This is a genomic window from Chryseobacterium sp. POE27 (genome assembly GCF_039727685.1).
Lineage (GTDB): Bacteria > Bacteroidota > Bacteroidia > Flavobacteriales > Weeksellaceae > Chryseobacterium.
In genome coordinates, this window is record NZ_CP152475.1 from 4,051,036 (window position 1) to 4,068,174 (window position 17,139).

At 33.9% G+C, this 17,139-nt stretch carries 12 protein-coding genes and 1 pseudogene; 3 read left to right on the forward strand and 10 right to left on the reverse strand.

Going from position 1 to position 17,139, the window contains the following annotated elements; translation table 11 throughout:
• Positions 1 to 259: 259 nt before the first annotated feature.
• From AAHI02_RS19535 to AAHI02_RS19555, 5 genes are all read right to left on the reverse strand, one after another.
• Positions 260 to 691, reverse strand: coding sequence for a RidA family protein (locus AAHI02_RS19535; protein WP_322924852.1), 432 nt, complete (start codon positions 689 to 691; stop codon positions 260 to 262).
• Between the two features lie 87 nt (positions 692 to 778).
• A complete protein-coding gene (locus tag AAHI02_RS19540; RefSeq protein ID WP_322924854.1) occupies positions 779 to 1,618 on the reverse strand; it encodes a hypothetical protein in 840 nt (279 codons plus the stop codon).
• Between the two features lie 52 nt (positions 1,619 to 1,670).
• Positions 1,671 to 2,201: a hypothetical protein gene (locus AAHI02_RS19545; RefSeq protein WP_346984615.1), complete on the reverse strand. Its 531-nt coding sequence runs from the start codon at positions 2,199 to 2,201 to the stop codon at positions 1,671 to 1,673.
• Between the two features lie 134 nt (positions 2,202 to 2,335).
• Positions 2,336 to 2,806, reverse strand: a complete 471-nt coding sequence (locus AAHI02_RS19550; RefSeq protein WP_322924858.1) for a hypothetical protein — start codon at positions 2,804 to 2,806, stop codon at positions 2,336 to 2,338.
• A gap of 248 nt (positions 2,807 to 3,054) precedes the next feature.
• Positions 3,055 to 3,591, reverse strand: coding sequence for a hypothetical protein (locus tag AAHI02_RS19555; RefSeq protein ID WP_346984616.1), 537 nt, complete (start codon positions 3,589 to 3,591; stop codon positions 3,055 to 3,057).
• 1,037 nt (positions 3,592 to 4,628) lie between these two features.
• Between AAHI02_RS19555 and AAHI02_RS19560 the strand changes: the two genes are divergently transcribed.
• Positions 4,629 to 5,531: an HTH domain-containing protein gene (locus AAHI02_RS19560; RefSeq protein WP_322924862.1), complete on the forward strand. Its 903-nt coding sequence runs from the start codon at positions 4,629 to 4,631 to the stop codon at positions 5,529 to 5,531.
• Between the two features lie 68 nt (positions 5,532 to 5,599).
• Here AAHI02_RS19560 and AAHI02_RS19565 read toward each other — a convergent pair whose 3' ends face one another.
• The 4 genes and pseudogenes from AAHI02_RS19565 to AAHI02_RS19580 all read right to left on the reverse strand — a co-directional run bounded on the left by AAHI02_RS19565 (position 5,600) and on the right by AAHI02_RS19580 (position 12,806).
• The gene (locus AAHI02_RS19565) at positions 5,600 to 8,707 is read right to left on the reverse strand and encodes a type I restriction endonuclease subunit R (protein ID WP_322924864.1); all 3,108 of its coding nucleotides are present in this window, start codon (positions 8,705 to 8,707) and stop codon (positions 5,600 to 5,602) included.
• A gap of 465 nt (positions 8,708 to 9,172) precedes the next feature.
• Positions 9,173 to 10,039, reverse strand: a complete 867-nt coding sequence (locus AAHI02_RS19570) for a hypothetical protein (protein ID WP_346984617.1) — start codon at positions 10,037 to 10,039, stop codon at positions 9,173 to 9,175.
• Complete coding sequence (locus AAHI02_RS19575) at positions 9,990 to 11,261, reverse strand: restriction endonuclease subunit S (RefSeq protein WP_346984618.1); 1,272 nt, start codon at positions 11,259 to 11,261, stop codon at positions 9,990 to 9,992. Before AAHI02_RS19575 ends, AAHI02_RS19570 begins: the two co-directional genes overlap by 50 nt.
• Positions 11,258 to 12,806 (reverse strand): annotated as a pseudogene (locus AAHI02_RS19580) (type I restriction-modification system subunit M). The gene AAHI02_RS19575 and the pseudogene AAHI02_RS19580 overlap by 4 nt, the downstream one beginning before the upstream one ends.
• Before the next feature lie 172 nt (positions 12,807 to 12,978).
• Between AAHI02_RS19580 and AAHI02_RS19585 the strand changes: the two are divergent.
• Positions 12,979 to 13,191 carry a hypothetical protein gene (locus AAHI02_RS19585; protein ID WP_322924872.1) on the forward strand — a complete coding sequence of 71 codons (213 nt, stop codon included), beginning with the start codon at positions 12,979 to 12,981 and terminating at the stop codon, positions 13,189 to 13,191.
• 19 nt (positions 13,192 to 13,210) lie between these two features.
• On the opposite strand, the gene AAHI02_RS19590 is transcribed toward AAHI02_RS19585, so the two are convergent.
• Complete coding sequence (locus tag AAHI02_RS19590; RefSeq protein ID WP_322924874.1) at positions 13,211 to 13,456, reverse strand: helix-turn-helix transcriptional regulator; 246 nt, start codon at positions 13,454 to 13,456, stop codon at positions 13,211 to 13,213.
• A 669-nt stretch (positions 13,457 to 14,125) separates the two neighbouring features.
• Between AAHI02_RS19590 and AAHI02_RS19595 the strand changes: the two genes are divergently transcribed.
• A complete protein-coding gene (locus AAHI02_RS19595; RefSeq protein WP_322924876.1) occupies positions 14,126 to 17,137 on the forward strand; it encodes a SusC/RagA family TonB-linked outer membrane protein in 3,012 nt (1,003 codons plus the stop codon).
• The last annotated feature ends 2 nt before the right edge of the window (positions 17,138 to 17,139 follow it).

Below are 17,139 nucleotides of genomic sequence, written 5' to 3' on the forward strand. Positions count from 1 at the left end.
ACCCAATTGAATTTTTGTAATTTCTGACATGTGATTGATTTAATGTAATAGGACAAAGGTCTTCATTTATCATCCAATCAACTTTCCTGTACGGTTCAATTTATTTACCTGTACGGTTCAGAGTAAAAATAGCAAAAAGAGTTTATATGATAATTATTCTTAAACCATCATTCAGTCTGCGGCTTTAGTTTCTTTTCACGATTATATTGTCGTGGGCTATCTTAATTTTAAATAAAGATAATTTATCTTATAGGACAAACTACTTGGGTAAATGTGCAACCAATTCCACTTCCAATTTAGAATTCGGCATGTATAATCTCTGCACCTGTACCCAGGTTGCCGCAGGAAAATCATTGCTGTAAAATTTCTTACGGACATTATCATACTTCTTAATCGTCTCAATATCAGCAGTGTATAAGTTTTCTTTGACCACGTTGTCAAACGTGGCTCCATAATTTGCCAACACCGCTTTTAAATTATTGTTTACAGAGGTAATACCCTCTGATGTAACATTACTGGTTACCACACCAGATATATAGATCACATTGTCAACCTTCACGGCCTGCGCGTATCCCGCAATGCTATCCTGTGTTTTATTATTCCAATGCCATTTCTCTTTCTGGACTTTTGCTTTTTGTGAAAATGTATTGTTGAATACTAAAATACAAGTGATTAAAAGGAAGTATTTCATTAATAAATATTTATAGCAATATAAAACTTCTTAAAAGTCACATTAAAATTATTTTTTTGATAATCAGAAAATAAAATAAGTGTTATTTCATTTTCTTACGATTTCCACATCACTAATTACTATGAGCTCCCAGTTTATGGGAAAATTCATATTTTTCCAATCCTCTTTAATTTCCTTTTTCGTTTTATTCACAGCTGTTGATAAACAAAATACAGCAATACAAAATTTATTATTGTGGTTACCAGTATAACGTTTAGCATCGATTAAAAGCTCATCAAGTTTTATAGCAATTTCCTTATTTTCTCTTATTAATTTATATTCAATCGCAGTATTTAATTCTTTAATGATTATATCAGGCTTATAACCCTTGAACTGATGAACGAAATAACCTTCTGAATACGAAATAATACCATTAAAATAGAATTTTGCAGTTTCTCTTATGATATTATTTATGCTGTCTTCTTTATAGACTTTTGTTTTAGTGATTTTCAAAATTTCATTAGTACTCTCTAAAAATTCTGTGAGCTTTCTTTTTTCTTTATCATCTTTATCTGTCCAGAAGAAGTTGAAAGGAGCTAATAATCTTTTCCACTCATTTAGAATAAAAAGATCATCTTGTGAATCGCCATATTTTAGAGGAATAGTGATCATTTTAGTTGATTCATTTTCATCTTCAACTATCGATTTATATTTTGTTTTAAAGTCGAAAAGATAATCTTTCAAATCTAAAGATTCAAAATATACACAAAGTATATTGTACATTCTCTGCACATATTGATGTGTCCAAAACTTTGCGAACATAAGTGTTTCCTTATCTATCTCATTTGAAAATCCATAAAACTGTTCGTAAATAGGTGAAGAAACATCACGTATGTTATCGTAATAATATTTAAATTGCTTCTCAATAAATTGCTGTCTATTATCCATATATTTCAGATAAGCTTGTCTATTAAGGTTATATTAAATGTAAGATATTAAATTAAACAATTATTTGTTCAAGATCGTACAGCTTTGCAGTCTGAATGTCATAAAAGATATGTGTTCTTGGTCTAACCATTTTAAGTGCGATAGGAGGATTCGAGTGCCTAACCCATTCGTTAAACAAGAGTGTTGCTGTACTATTCGATGGACTAAGATAGCTTAAGTGTCTCCTTAATCCTAATAGTTCCCTTAGTTGCCCCTTATTGTATTGACCAAATTTGCACTCGTAAGCGCTATCGATATGTTGTGGTGCTGGAAATCCTCGAAAGTTACGCAATATATCCTGAATATGTTCTTCACTAAGAACTACTACATCTGCCTCAAACAATATTCCTAAGGGCTTATCTTCACGCAGTGCTCCCAATCCAAATACTTCAATATCAGCCGCAAAGTAAAAAACAAGTCCAGATGAGAATTCAATTTTAAAAGATCGTTCAACTCTAAATCGTCCTGGACTTTGATTTAAGAATTTGTTGCTGGATGGAGTTGTAACATGTAAAATCTTACCATATACTTTTTTTATATTCATTCATCACCTCGGCTAGTGTGAGAGCTTCATAACCTGCTTCAACTGTTGAGGCAAAATTTAATGTACCGCTAGCATTAAGATTTGACAGTAATGTGTCAAATTGCGTTTTAAGATTTTGTAGAGACATTATATTTCTAGAATGATTTTAAAAACGTTTTATCATCCATATCAAGCCCAATTCTTATCTTTTCCAAAAAGTTGATGACTAGCTGAATTTTCTTACTTCTTAACTTTTCGTCAATGTTGATGGTTTCTTCATTTATACCTTGCATGTTAATTTTATATTTTATTCTTTGTTGAGAGGTCAAATTATTCATTCTAAAAGCATAGCGTTCTGGGATTTTGGACGCTAAATTAAAGTACTCCAAACCTGCTTCTACAAGTCGGCTCAATGCATAAAATGTGTAATTTGGATTGGAGGACAGTTTTTCCAAGTTAAGGATTGCTCTTTCTGTATTTACGTATTCGTAATTACTGTGAAATTCTTCAAATTCTTGATCTTTTGCAGTTCTATCAATTACGAAGGTTCCAATATCAGTGAATCCATTCATACGAATAGATGAGAGCAAAATATCAAATACCTTTTTAGCTGTTTCTTGCGTCATTATTTTTATCTTATTAATGGATCAGTGTGTAATTCTGATAATTTGTTTGTCTTGAAAGGGGTGAAAATTAAGATACATCCCTCTTAGAATTAGTAATAAATTTTTTACCGGAAATAAGACCAAAGTAATACTGTTCATTTAAGAAGCTTAAAATATTTTTACAGACTTTTTTATCATTAGGTAATTTTAGTTTGCCGTTTTCCATTTCAATATCAAGATTAAATTTTTTGGCTGAGGCCTTAATTTTTCTAGGAGATGCAGAGGCTATAACCTGACTTTTTTTGAATCAATGTAATTTGCTTTCTGATCATGGTATCACTATTCTCTTTAAGCCAATCTAAATCTAACTCAAAAATCGCATTGTCTGCGAACTCTTCAATTGTTTCGTTTGAAGCTTCTTCAAAGAAATCGCTCAAGGAAATAATTTTGTTAGCGTTGGCGTACGATTTAAAATAAAATTTACCGTCCTTGTAAATGGCATTAACCATATTTTCTACAATGAGCGCATCTTCCTTTAATTTGTGATAAGTTGTTCCACTATAAAAAATAACATTTTTGTTCTGAAGTAATTTTCTTTTATCAAAATTTTGAAAGTAATAAATGTCATCTTCAATCCAAAAAAGAGTTTTAATATCATCTGTGGTAATATCCAAAACTTGCAAACCAATTGCATTAGTATTAGCTTCAAGTACATTTTCGGGCAAATCCATTTCTACATATAATACTTCATCCCCATCTATCTTGAAGTTTCCGTCAAAAAGAATCTCCTCAGTATCAGAGGTCATTATTGAAGTCGCATTGTTAAGAAAAACATTTTTAATATTTTCGGTAATAGATTGCAACAAATCAATCTTTCTGACGGAATCATCTTTAAGAATTGCAAAAAAAATTGCAGGGTGTAGAGTTTCTAGCCATAATTTTAGTTTTTAATAATCACGTAATCCGTCAATTGAGAATAAGTACTAACTTGATTGGCATTGATCAATTTATTTTTAGATATCATGGTATAGGTTACATCCTTCCTGGTCGAAATCTCATAATATCGGTATCCAAAAATTTTCAGACAAGGATTGTAGAAATAAGTTTTTAAATTAATTAAAATAATTATTGTCAATATGATGCACCATACTGTTAAATATGTTGAGTCCTTCTTGACCAGCTCAATACAGGGTAAAAAATAACTTAATATAAAAGTGGGCAAATTAAAATCGGCGCTTTTGATTGCCTTAATATCAATCTTATTTTTAGTCAGATTATTTTCTGCCCATTTTATAATTAAAACACTGAATGGCAATAAAATCAAAAAGCAGAAAATAAAGTTGATACGATTGAAAACTTCTTTCCAGGAATCTACGAACGTAATTGAATATCCTTCTTTATTAAGGTTAAGTATTTCAACCACTCCAACAATTAGAAGGACTGGCGAATAAGCAGAAATTACAAATAAGATTTTAACAAAATTTGAAAACATTAAGTTGTTGGTTATCAGTTTTAATTACAAATATAAAATTTAATTTTATAAAATTTCGTTAATGAGATTTCCAAATTAATTATACTTAGTATTTACGAAGGAGTAAATTTATTTTAAATAGAACTTCATTAATTACGGATATCCGTAAAGCTTTTTTTAATATTTTTTTTTTCGAAATAAAACTATAGAAACCTGACTTTAATGATTCTCTTTCTGATATCAGTATTTTTGCATACATATTAAAGAAATATGGTTCTGCGTTAAAATAGTAAATATATTATCTTTGGTAGGTAAAAACAATTAAATATCAGAGAAATGATAGTAATATTTAACCGTAAATAAAAAACTTATATGACCTTTCTAGAACTTGCTCAATCCATATTAAAAGAAGAAAAGAAACCATTGACAGCCACTGAGATTTGGAACCTTGCTGTCGAAAAAGGATATAATAAAAAATTAAATTCACAGGGAAAGACACCATGGTCAACATTAGGGGCTCAAATCTATGTGAATAGCAAAGACAATCCGAAATCAGTTTTTGCTAAAACAGATTCAAGACCTAAAAGATTTTATCTGAAATCAATGGAAGGCGTATTGGAAGATTATGAAAATACAATTCCTGAAGATCTTCCGCCATTGAAAAAAAGGAAGTTTGATTTTTTAGAAAAAGATCTTCATAAGTACATAAGCTACTTTGTTTATTATCATTTGAATTGTTATACCAAAACAATAAGGCATCATATTTCTAGTAAGAAGGAGTTTGGAGAATGGGTGCATCCTGATATGGTAGGGTGTTACTACCGTATGGAAGACTGGAAACAAGAGATCAATGAATTTAGCAGGGCTGTTGGTGTAAATTCAGTTGTTTTATATTCATTTGAAATTAAGAGAGAGTTGAGTTTTGCTAACTTAAGAGAAAGTTTCTTTCAATGTGTTTCTAACTCTTCTTGGGCAAATGAGTCTTATTTGGTGGCTGCCAGAATATCAGAAGATGAAGATTTTATGAATGAATTGTCTAGGTTAGCAGCTTCTTTTGGTATAGGTGTGATAGAGCTTGATCTTGAAGATCCACATTCTTCAGACGTGATTCTTCCAGCAAAATATAAGAAAGATTTGGACTTTGAAACAATGAATAAACTTGCTATGAATAATGATTTTAAAGACTTTATTGAAACTGTTAAGATCGATTTAACAAGTAAGAAGATTCATAAGAAGGAATATGATGTTGTTGAGAAGATTGAGAATTTAAAATGAACTATACCAACGCTTAAAAGTAGAAAACAAGGCTAGATTAAATAATATCAGCCTTGTTTTTTACTATCTTAAAGTTGCCCACCAATACCCTTAAATTTTTCAACAAAATCAATAATCTTTTTAAAAACGCTTTGTTTCTTTGTTAAATACTGTGGATTCAGAGGGCTCATTTTAGGCAAAATTGCATTTAGTTCTGTTCCATTTTCAGTGGCGAATTCCTTTTTTAATGATGTTGCCAAATATCTTTTGGCAGCTTCTTCATTCAGATTTTCATCTGTAATTAATTCTGAAGCTTCTTCTTTTTGTTTGTTTTGTGCATATGCGAAGAACCTATCAATTATATTCGCTTTATCTAGTATACTGTTTAAATCAGTTTCATTGATGAAATCAACAACCAAACCTTCTTTTGCCCTATTTCCAATGCTGGCTCTAATAATACGACGCGCTTCTTCAACTAAAGCTCCTTTATCTTTGGTTTTCTTGTTGTGTTCAAAAATCAATTCTAGAATATAATCAAGATTTATTTCCTGTGATTTTAATAAGTCGATTTCAAAAACAACATCATCCCAATCTATCTTAGATTCCTCAGCTTCTTTGCCTTGCTTTTCTCTTCTGAACCAATCACGGATATCATTATATGTTGAGCGGTAGTCCTGAACGGTTCTGTCTGGCAATAATGTAATATCCTGCATCACAGCAATATCTTCATCTGTCACGAAGTGGGTTTCCTTAAAAATTTCGACAGCTTGTGAATCGTTTAAATCAATTTGCTGTAATGCTTTTAGATGTGTAAATTCATCATAGTTTTGTAAGATGTTTTCTACACGAAGATATTCCCCGAATAGTTTGGTAAATTCTTTCTTATCTTTCTCGGTAACAATTTCATCCGGATTAGCAAATCTGGCATTCAAATCATTTACAATGTCTACAAAACCTCTGCGAGCATCTCCAGTAGCCACATCTGTAAAACCTTCCAGATATTCTTTATAGCTTTTTTCAAGTACTACATTTTTTGTATTTTTATCACCAAATAGCGTAATGGCATCAATGGTTGCTTGTTCTAAATCTCTGAATGTAACAATGTTCCCAAAGGTTTTGGTAGCATCATAAATACGGTTTGTACGGGAAAAAGCCTGCATTAAACCATGGTATCGCAAATTTTTATCTACAAAAAGCGTGTTAAGGGTAGGGGCATCAAATCCGGTAAGAAACATACCTACAACAATAATTAAATCAATTTCTTTACTTTTAACTCTTTTAGCAAGATCACGATAATAGTCCTGAAAACCTTTACTCTCAACGCTAAAATTCATTTTGAACATAGCATTATAATCATCGATGGCTTTAGCCAAAAATTCTTTGGCACTTTGATCCATAGCTGTTGGCTCAAAATTTTCATCAGGAATTTCTCCCACTGCATTTTGCTCTTCATTGACCGCGAAAGAAAAAATAGTTGCTATTTTTAAAGGCTTGTCACTGTCTTTTTGCAATTTGTTCAACTCTTCATAATAACATTTTGCCGCATCTACGCTACTCACAGCAAACATAGCATTAAAACCTTTATTACCACCTTGTGTCCTATGGGTTTTAATTCTGAAATTCTGTAAAATATACTGAGAGATTTCTTTGATTCTAACTGGATGCAATAAGGCTTTGGTATTTTCTGCAGCACTTAATTTTTTCTCATCTTGTTCAGTTTCTATTCCTTTAAATTTGGGGCGTACATTGTTATAGTCAACCTTAAATTTCAGCACCTTCTCGTCTCTGATAGCATCTGTAATTATGTATGAATGCAACTCTCGACCGAACACACTGGCTGTAGTTTCTGCTCCCAAAGCATTTTGTGGAAAAATGGGCGTTCCAGTGAAACCAAACTGATAGAACTTTTTAAACTTTTTATTAAGATTTTTTTGGGCTTCGCCAAATTGCGAACGGTGGGCTTCATCAAAAATAAAAACAACCTGCTTTTGGTATATAGCCAGATCTCCCTCGGTTTTCATTAAATTGTTGAGCTTTTGAATCGTGGTAACAATAATTTTGTTATCCTCTTTTTCTATATTTCTTTTTAAACCAGCAGTACTATCGGAGCCATTTACGCTGTCGGGGGAAAAGCGTTGGTATTCTTTCATGGTTTGAAAGTCGAGATCTTTACGGTCTACTACAAAAAACACCTTATCAATAAAATTAAGATCTTTAGCCAAACGAGCTGCTTTAAAACTGGTTAAGGTCTTCCCTGAACCCGTAGTATGCCAGATGTATCCACCACTTTCGGTATTAGACCAGTTTTTTGCATTAAAAGAACTTTCTATCTTCCACAACATACGCTCGGTAGCTGCTATTTGATATGGTCTCATAATGAGCAATGTGTCACTAATATCAAAAACAGAATAGGTTAATAATACATTTAACAGCGTATTTTTTTGAAAGAAAGTAGCCGTAAAATCTTTAAGATCTTTAATTAAAGAATTATCTGCCTTTGCCCAGTTCATCGTAAAGTCGAAACTGTTTTTATTACGTTGTACGGTATTAGCAAAATATCGGGTGTCAGTACCGTTGGAAATAACAAATACCTGTAAATATTTAAAAAGAGAACTTTCGCTGTTGAAACTTTCTTTGCTGTAACGGTGTACTTGATTAAAAGCCTCGCGAATGGCAACCCCACGCTTTTTAAGTTCAACTTGTACCAAAGGTAGTCCATTGACTAAAATGGTAACATCGTAACGGTTGGCATAGGTTCCTTTTTGCTCGAACTGTTTAATAACTTGCACCTTGTTACGGATGATATTTGTTTTGTCAACCAAATAAATATTTTGGATATGCCCATCATCAAATACAAAATCATAGATGTAATTATCGTGTATTTTGCGGGTTTTATCAACCAATGTATCGCTTGGATTGTCTAGGTATTCTTCTACAAAACGTTTCCATTCAATATCTGTAAATTGCATGTCGTTGAGTGCTTGAAGTTGCACTCTAACATTTGCTAACATTGCTTCTGAAGATTTAATTTCAGTAGGATTATCATAACCTTGGTTGATAAGATCCTGTATAAATTCACTTTCTAAAGCCGATTCGGTTTGATAGCCTGCAGGAGTATCATTAATTGACGAATGCTTTGTGTATTTATCTAAAACAATAAAATTGTTTGATTCTGCGATGGTGCTATATTGTGACATTTTGTTCTTGTTCTGTAATTATCTTATTATTAGAATTAAACCGATAATTTGTTTTTATTAGGTTTACCAAATATTCTAAAACTCTTTTATCACTATCAAGGATTATAGAGGTTTCTTCGCCCGAAAATTTACTATGACTTGATAAATTTATTATACGATTGTAATATGCTTCACGTGATTCTTCAGGTAAAAGATCTCTCCATTTATTATACCCTAAAAAAAGTGGACATTTTCTCTAAAATATTACGAAGAAAATTAAAATGATATTTTTGAATATTACCCGATGGCGATATAGCTTTATCTAATTCAGACAAAAGAAATAAATGATAGGAAAAAGGTGAATCATTTGATTGTTCGTTCAGTAAGTAAGTCCCATCTGCTAGTTTTTCAAAACGATATTTTGTGCAATGTTTTACTTTATAACCGGAACTCGAATCTGCGTTATTGAATTCATTGAATAGTACGTTATAAAAAAAGTGGATTATGTGTTGTAATGATAAATTTTAATTGAGAGTTACTGGATTTGATCAGAGAAGCTATATCCACAGCTAATTCAATTAAATGATTATCATCTAAAGAGCTTACAGGATCATCAATAAAAACATAATCTAAATTATTAAATAGCCCACTTAAGGTTTTTAGTTTTTCCTGTGCACTATTCATTTCAATATTAGCTACCTCTGCTTCATTTCTTAATATTTCCGCTTTTTTGATATCCTCTTCCTTTCCTGTTTTTTTAGCTAGGTCTTCAGCCTTTTTTGTTTCTCTATTTTTGGATTCGGTTAATAATGCTAATGATTTTATTTCTTCTTGTGCTTCTCCTAATGGAATCAATTCATCGATAGCTTCTTTAAGTAAGCTATAAAACACACTCCACACAAAACAACTCTCTTCGCCTTTAGAAATCTTAATAAAATCCGAAACTGAATCATCTCCTCTCTCAAAAGAGAAACGAACTTCAGTAAAATCTTCGTTAAAATGAGGTGTTAATTTATCATTAGTGTAACGTTGAAAGTGCGTTGTTATATTGGGTTCTTGTCCTTGTTCCACAAGTATCCAATTGGTGTATGTATTTGGTTGTATTTTCAATTTCCTGTCTACATCATTATGCAAATCATTATCCCAATAGAAAAGATCTTCAGTAAATGCATTATAATACATTACTTTGATTTCTTTACCTTCTTCATCAGTTTCTGGATTTTTGGGTGCTATCAATTCTTTGAACGCACGTGATAAACGAGTTTTACCAGTACCATTAAACGCATAAATCAGTTGCACTTTCTTATTGGCATCTTTTAAAGATTGAGCTATCTCGGTTATTTTCTGTCCCATATTGTTCGCTTAGTTCACTTTTTTTAGGAAAGGTTAGCAATAAATCTCTATAATATTCATATTGCTGTTTTCTCAATTCAATTTCCTTCGGTAGACCTTCGCTAATTGAATTAGTTAAAATATCAAATTGATCTAGAATTGAAACGATACGTTCTTGTTCCTCAGGAGAAGGAATAGGAATAATCGTTTTACCCAATCCTTTTGCATTAATTGCAGAAATTTTACCAGAGGATATATGTTTTTTAATTTGGTCGTGGTACTGTTTAGTTCGTGTAAAATAAGCAACGAATTTTGGATTTAAACTAGTTTTATACGAAAAACAAGCATCATGAACAACCACTCCTTGGTTACCCAACCACGCAGTTCCTTTTCCAATGTCTTCGACTGTTTCTCCAGCTGCAACTATGACTACATCTCCTTTTTGTGCTAAACGTAGATTTTTATTTTTAACTAGGTCTTTACTTACGAAAGATTTTGTTTCATTTGCCCAAGTACCATAATGAGTATACATTTCCCCATAGTGTATGGTTGGAATTCCTTTTGAGAGTAAATCAGTTTTTACAAAACGTTTTCCTCTTTGAAATTCTCCAACTCTTTGATCATCCATAGGTAAATGCTTTACTTCTCTCTCATCAAAATTTAACAAATTCTCTCGATAATAACTATATTGTTGCTTGCGAGCCGTAAGCTCTGCCGTAAGCTCTGCTGTAAGCTCTGCTGTAAGCTCTGTAAAAGTATCAAGAATTGCAACTATTTTTTGTTGAATTTCAGACGATTTTTTAGGATGTTCAGGGCAGGGAATTGGGATTGGGATTTCAAGCAACTTTGCTTTTGTTAACTTCGCTCTCCCACCACCAGATAAGAATGGGACAAAATTTACTATTTGCAAATAATGATATAAAAACCTTGTATTCAATAATGATTTACCACTTAAAACATGAACATGATTGTTAGCCCAAAATTTTCCAACAGCGTATTGAATTGAATATTTTTCTATACTAGCTGTCCCATCTTCTGCAATCAAAAGATATTCTCCATCGTGGGTAAATCCGTCAACGTAATCTTGTATGTTATTTGCTCCATAATAGGGAATTTTACCAGGTATTCTTAGTTCAGATTTTACAGGTTTTCTACCACTATTAGCAATTTGAACAAAATTATCATCACCAAGGGTTTTCCATTCCAGCTTCACGCCATCTAATAATTTTTCTAAAAAACTCATGCTTCAATCTCTTTAATAATATTAGTAATATTGGCACGTAGTATATTTATATTTTTCACAGTTTCATCAACTTTAGCATTAAGTGTGGCAATGTCAATTTTTTGACGGTTGTCTTTAGCTTCTACATAACTGCTTACGGAAAGATTATAATCGTTTTCAGCGATTTTAGTATTGTCAATATTTACAGCTATATGTGGATCATCGTTTTTTGTGTCGAAGAGTTCCATAATTTTATCAATGTGAATATCATTTAATACATTGTTGTTGGTTACTTTTGTGAAAAAGTCTTCACCAGTAGCATCGATAAATTGGGTTTTATTTTCTGTTTTATTTTTGGCAAGAACCAAAATATTTACAGCTATGGAAGTGCCATAGAACAAATTAGGTGCTAATGCAATTACAGTTTCTACAAAGTTATTATCTACAAGATATTTTCTGATTTTCTGTTCGGCACCGCCACGGTAAAAAATACCCGGAAAACAAACAATAGCGGCTCTGCCTTTACTGGAAAGATAACTTAAAGCATGCAGTACAAATGCAAAATCAGCTTTTGATTTAGGGGCTAACACGCCTGCCGGAGCAAAACGGTCATCGTTTATTAAAGTTGGGTCGTCCGAACCAATCCAATTAACTGAATATGGAGGATTGGAAACAATAGCATCAAATGGTTTGTCATCGCCGAAATGAGGGTCTAAGAGAGTATTTCCTAGTGCAATATTAAACTTGTCGTAATTAATATTGTGCAAAAACATATTCATTCTTGCTAAATTGTATGTGGTATGGTTTATTTCTTGCCCAAAAAATCCTTCTTCAATAATATGGCTATCAAAGTGTTTTTTTGCCTGCAACAATAAAGAACCTGAGCCTGCTGCCGGATCATAAATTTTATTTACTGATGTTTGCTTATGCATTGCTAATTGTGCAATTAATTTTGAAACGGTCTGCGGGGTAAAGAATTCTCCACCCGATTTTCCTGCATTAGCAGCGTAATTAGAAATTAGAATTTCATAAGCATCACCAAAAAGATCAATTTGGTTGTCTTCAAAGTTTCCGAAATTAAGTTCTTCAACCCCCTTTAAGACAGCTGCTAAACGGCTGTTTTTATTGGCAACGGTATTTCCTAAACGTGAACTGGTTGTATCAAAATCGCCAAACAGACCCTTAATATCTTGTTCTGAAGGGTAGCCATTTGCGGAACTTTCGATTGAATTGAAGATATCTTTTAATTCTGTATTTAAATTTGGATTTGTATTGGCATTTTTAGCCATATTCTCAAAAAGCTGACTTGGATAAATAAAATAGCCTTTGGTTTTAATTGCATCGTCTTTAATCTCTGGCGTAATTACGCTGTCGGGTAAAGCTGCATAGTTTATACTGTCATCACCTGCTTCAACGTAACTGCTGAAATTTTCACTTATATAACGATAAAAAAAGTGTCCCGAGAACAAATTGTTTAAAATCCCATCCATCTACCGCGCCTCTTACTTCGTTGGCGATTTTCCATATTTTATTGAGTAGTTCTTGCTTTTGAATTGTGCTAGTCATTTATATAAATGTAAATTTATTATATTTTTAAGTTATAAAACTAGTCAAATATACGCATAGAATTAAAGATATGGAGTGTAGTTAATAAGAACAGTTTTAATTCTGCGTTCAATGGAGTCATTTTCAAATTATTAATTTTAAGGATTGTTTTATCTTTACAAAAACCACAAATATGAAAACACTAAAAATCTACAGCACAATTACAACAATTGCAATCATCGCAAAATTATTGTCTCTTTACCAAAGCGAAACAAAGCTTAATGCTTCTGAGAAAAAACTAAAACAAAAGGAAATAGAATTGCAACGAAAAGCGAAAGAATTAAAAGAAACAGAAGAAGTTCTTGATCAATGTTCTGATCAGTACTATCAGGAAATTAATAAGTAAAAAAAATCCTAACCATTAGCTAGGATTTATCACTTATTTTAAAAATAAATAATTCTTGGGGAGGTACATCTAATCCTTTAGATAGCTCTAATATTGTAGACATTTGAATATTTCTTAAACCTTTTTCAATTTTACTAATATCGCTATAGTCGATCTCACAATTTTGCGCCAATTGCCTAAGGCTAAGTTGTTTTTCTTCTCTTAAAGCCTGAACTCTTTTTCCGAAACCTGTTAGAAATGCAATTTTTTCAGAGTTTGTTGCCATATCAATATCAAATTGATAGCAATTTCCATAGAAAGATAAAATATTTAGTGGGTATTATTTCCCACATTGTATTTTTTTATTATATTTGGAAAAGATTACTTATTAAAGTAATTTTGCGATACTTCAAAGAATATTAGAAGCTATTGCTTAGAATCTCGTACTAGAAAATCGCCAATTTTCAAACAAACGCAACGAGACCATAAGTAAAGTAGCTCACGACCTAGGCGTGGGCTTACTTACGGAGTTTGTTGCAAGGTGTTTGGCGATGCCTCTAGTACAAGCGATGATGTAGTGAGTTCCACGCTTTATTTTTCTAATGTTGTCCGCAGTCGCTAAAAATCTAAGCCCGCTTCCTAAAAATAGTATCAGATTACACGATACAATAGGAGGGTACAACCTATTGCGGCTTTAAAAAAGCTCACACGGGACACAGATTCATTCATATTAAATTCTTTCCGGTGCCTTGCGGTCACTGCTTGCAGAACCTCACCAGTCCTTTTTCATACCAAAGGGCATCAGGAAAGTTTTACTAAAAAAAAGAATCAAAAAAACTACTCAACTTAAAAACAGAAGAATGTAAAAAGCCCCTTCCTGTCAGTCGACTAAAACATCAGGAAAGAGCGTAGTTCAGTAATTAATCTTTAGAAAATTAAAAACCTTTACAAATCTATGAAAAATTCCTATTACCATATAGGAGGTATTTTCTTTGGCCTTATGCTGACCGCTGTCAGCACTCAATCAAAAGCCCAAACACGCACAATTTCCGGTACCGTCACCTCATCCAATATACCATTGTCGGGAGTCATTATCTCCCAGGAGGGCAGTGATGAGGTAACCATGACCGCTAATAACGGAACCTACACGATAAAGGTTTCAGCAGAAAATCCCATCCTATTGTTCAGACATCCTGATTATGCAGAAGAAAAAGTCACACTAACTAATCAGACCGTCGTTAATATCAGCTTAGAACAGAAAGTAAAGGGAATCGAAGAAGTTATTCTCAACGCAGGCTACTACAAGGTGAAAGACAAAGAAAGAACCGGTAGTATCGCTAAAGTTTCAGCAAAAGACATAGAAAACCAACCTGTCAACAATGTCCTCTCTGCATTACAGGGAAGAATGGCAGGCGTCAACATTACAAGCTCAAGCGGTAATAATTCAGGAGGCTTTGATGTTCAGATCAGGGGACGAAACAGTTTAAGAACGGTTACCAACAGCTTGATCAACGGTAATGAACCACTATATGTGATTGACGGTGTTGCTGTTGGTGGCGATCTCACGACCACCTACACAACAGGTATTGAACCGATGCGGAACGTCAATCCTCTTAATGCAATCAACCCTAATGACATCGAAAGCATAGAAGTTCTTAAGGATGCAGATGCTACGGCAATCTATGGTTCACGAGGCGGTAATGGTGTTATTCTCATTACAACCAAAAAGGGAAATGGCAAAGATTTAAAGTTAAGTCTTAACACCAGCTACAGTTTAAGCAAAGTCGCCAACAGACTGGGAATGATGAGTACCGAGCAGTACCTTAAGATGAGAGAGCAGGCATTTGCCAACGATGGTATTACAACACTTCCTGCTTCAGCTTACGACCTTAACGGAAAATGGGACAAATCAAGATATACCGACTGGCAGAAAGTGCTGATAGGAAATACCGCAGAAAATTTTCAGACCCAAATGTCCATCAGCGGAGGAGGAGATCGCTCTTCTTTTCTGATCAGCGCTTCCCATGAGGAACAAGGAACGGTTTATCCCGGCAGTTCAGGATATAAAACGAATGTACTGAACAGCAATTACAGCTACAACAGCAGTGACCGACGCTTTTCACTAACCGCTTCCAACTATCTGACGTTCCAGTCCAACAATGTAATGAACGGTGATTTCACAAGGCAGTCATTATCGCTTGCACCCAATGCCCCTGCTTTGTATACTACCAATGGCAATATCAATTGGCAGGAAAACACATTCAGCAATCCATTGGCAGCACTTAACGGAACGTATGAAGCCAAGACTTTACGACTGAACCAAGATATTAGTGTAGCCTACGCTTTGTCAGAAGATTTTAGACTAAAGCTTAACGGTGGAATTAATTATTGGAATTTACAGGAAAACACATTGTCACCAAATACGATGTACAATCCTGCATTTCCTGCCGGAGCAAGTTCAGCTAACTCCACCTCAGCAGTTAATAATGCGCATTTCTTTTCATATCTCTTGGAGCCCCAGCTATCATGGACTAAAAATATTAGAAAGTCAAAAGTTGAAGTTTTAGCAGGAGCTTCATATCAGGAAACCATTTCAAAATCATTAGCAGTCAGGGGAACAGGATATTCAAGTAACGCCTTGCTTTACAATGTTGCTGCGGCTTCTGTGGTTAACATCGAAGGTCTCAATGAAACTGAATACCGTTATGCTGCTGTGTTCGGAAGAGTAAACTGGAATTATGACAAAAAATACATATTAAATATTACGGGTCGTCGGGACGGTTCGAGTAGGTTCGGTCCCAATAAACGATTTGCCAACTTTGGTGCAGTAGGAGCCGCCTGGATTATGTCCGAAGAATCTTTTCTTAAAAATGTGAGTTGGCTGAGCTTTGCCAAACTGCGCGGAAGCTATGGGATTACCGGAAGTGATAGAATAGGGGATTACCAATATTTGAACACCTATTCAGTAACGACTTCACCATACAATTCCATTCCCGGTTTTGCTCCCTCACGACTTTTTAACCCGGATTTTTCATGGGAGAAGACTAAGAAGCTGGAAACAGCAATGGAGGCTTCATTCCTTAAGAACCGTATCAACCTTACGGCATCCTGGTACAGGAACCGATCTTCCAATCAGCTGGTTGGGTTTCAATTGCCTTTGGTTACAGGATTCTCATCTGTGCAGGCTAACCTCAATGCGACTATTGAAAACAGCGGTTGGGAGTTTGAACTTAGTTCTCATATTATAAAATGCTCAGACTGGAATTGGAATACAGGATTTAACATCTCCTTTCCAAAAAATAAGCTGATCTCGTTTCCGGGTTTGGAAGGTTCACCGTATGCCACGATGTATAGTGTAGGACAACCGACAACTGTACTCAAACTTTTGGAATATCAGGGCATAGATCCTGTAACAGGACAGTATCGATTTAAAGATGCCAATAATGACGGTAAAATATCGATTCTTGATGATGCACAGACTGTGGAAAACATAGGAGTGAAATTTTTCGGAGGCTGGCAGCACGAAGTCAAATATAAAAACCTTTCATTTTCATTCCTATTGCAATTTGTCAAGCAGAGACAAACCAATTACTACCGAGATATGAATATTCCGGGAACACTGTCCAATCAGCCTGCAATATTCTCGAATGTATGGTCACCAGCAAATCCCGACGGTATTATTATGCCCTACTCATCGGGAAGTAATGCTACAGTATCTACAATGACCACGTATCTAAAATTCAGTACAGCCGCAGTCAGCGATGCATCCTATATAAGGCTGAAGAATATCCAGCTGAATTACAGAATTCCATTACAGGGCAAACTTTTGTCAGAAGCTAAGATTTTTCTGCAAGGACAGAATCTCCTGACGTGGACTAATTATTTCGGAATCGATCCTGAATTTCTGCTGACGGGCTACACACCGCCATTTAAAACCTACTCGATGGGTGTTCAAATTACCTTTTAAAA

Bases quoted from the DNA above. Each gene is read 5' to 3' on its own strand.
- AAHI02_RS19545 (WP_346984615.1), bottom strand. From the start codon at position 2,201: ATGAATATAAAAAAAGTATATGGTAAGATTTTACATGTTACAACTCCA.
- AAHI02_RS19585 (WP_322924872.1), top strand. From the start codon at position 12,979: ATGAAAACACTAAAAATCTACAGCACAATTACAACAATTGCAATCATC.
- AAHI02_RS19595 (WP_322924876.1), top strand. From the start codon at position 14,126: ATGAAAAATTCCTATTACCATATAGGAGGTATTTTCTTTGGCCTTATG.
- AAHI02_RS19565 (WP_322924864.1), bottom strand. From the start codon at position 8,707: ATGTCACAATATAGCACCATCGCAGAATCAAACAATTTTATTGTTTTA.
- AAHI02_RS19550 (WP_322924858.1), bottom strand. From the start codon at position 2,806: ATGACGCAAGAAACAGCTAAAAAGGTATTTGATATTTTGCTCTCATCT.
- AAHI02_RS19570 (WP_346984617.1), bottom strand. From the start codon at position 10,039: ATGGGACAGAAAATAACCGAGATAGCTCAATCTTTAAAAGATGCCAAT.
- AAHI02_RS19590 (WP_322924874.1), bottom strand. From the start codon at position 13,456: ATGGCAACAAACTCTGAAAAAATTGCATTTCTAACAGGTTTCGGAAAA.
- AAHI02_RS19535 (WP_322924852.1), bottom strand. From the start codon at position 691: ATGAAATACTTCCTTTTAATCACTTGTATTTTAGTATTCAACAATACA.
- AAHI02_RS19575 (WP_346984618.1), bottom strand. From the start codon at position 11,261: ATGAGTTTTTTAGAAAAATTATTAGATGGCGTGAAGCTGGAATGGAAA.
- AAHI02_RS19560 (WP_322924862.1), top strand. From the start codon at position 4,629: ATGACCTTTCTAGAACTTGCTCAATCCATATTAAAAGAAGAAAAGAAA.
- AAHI02_RS19555 (WP_346984616.1), bottom strand. From the start codon at position 3,591: ATGACCTCTGATACTGAGGAGATTCTTTTTGACGGAAACTTCAAGATA.
- AAHI02_RS19540 (WP_322924854.1), bottom strand. From the start codon at position 1,618: ATGGATAATAGACAGCAATTTATTGAGAAGCAATTTAAATATTATTAC.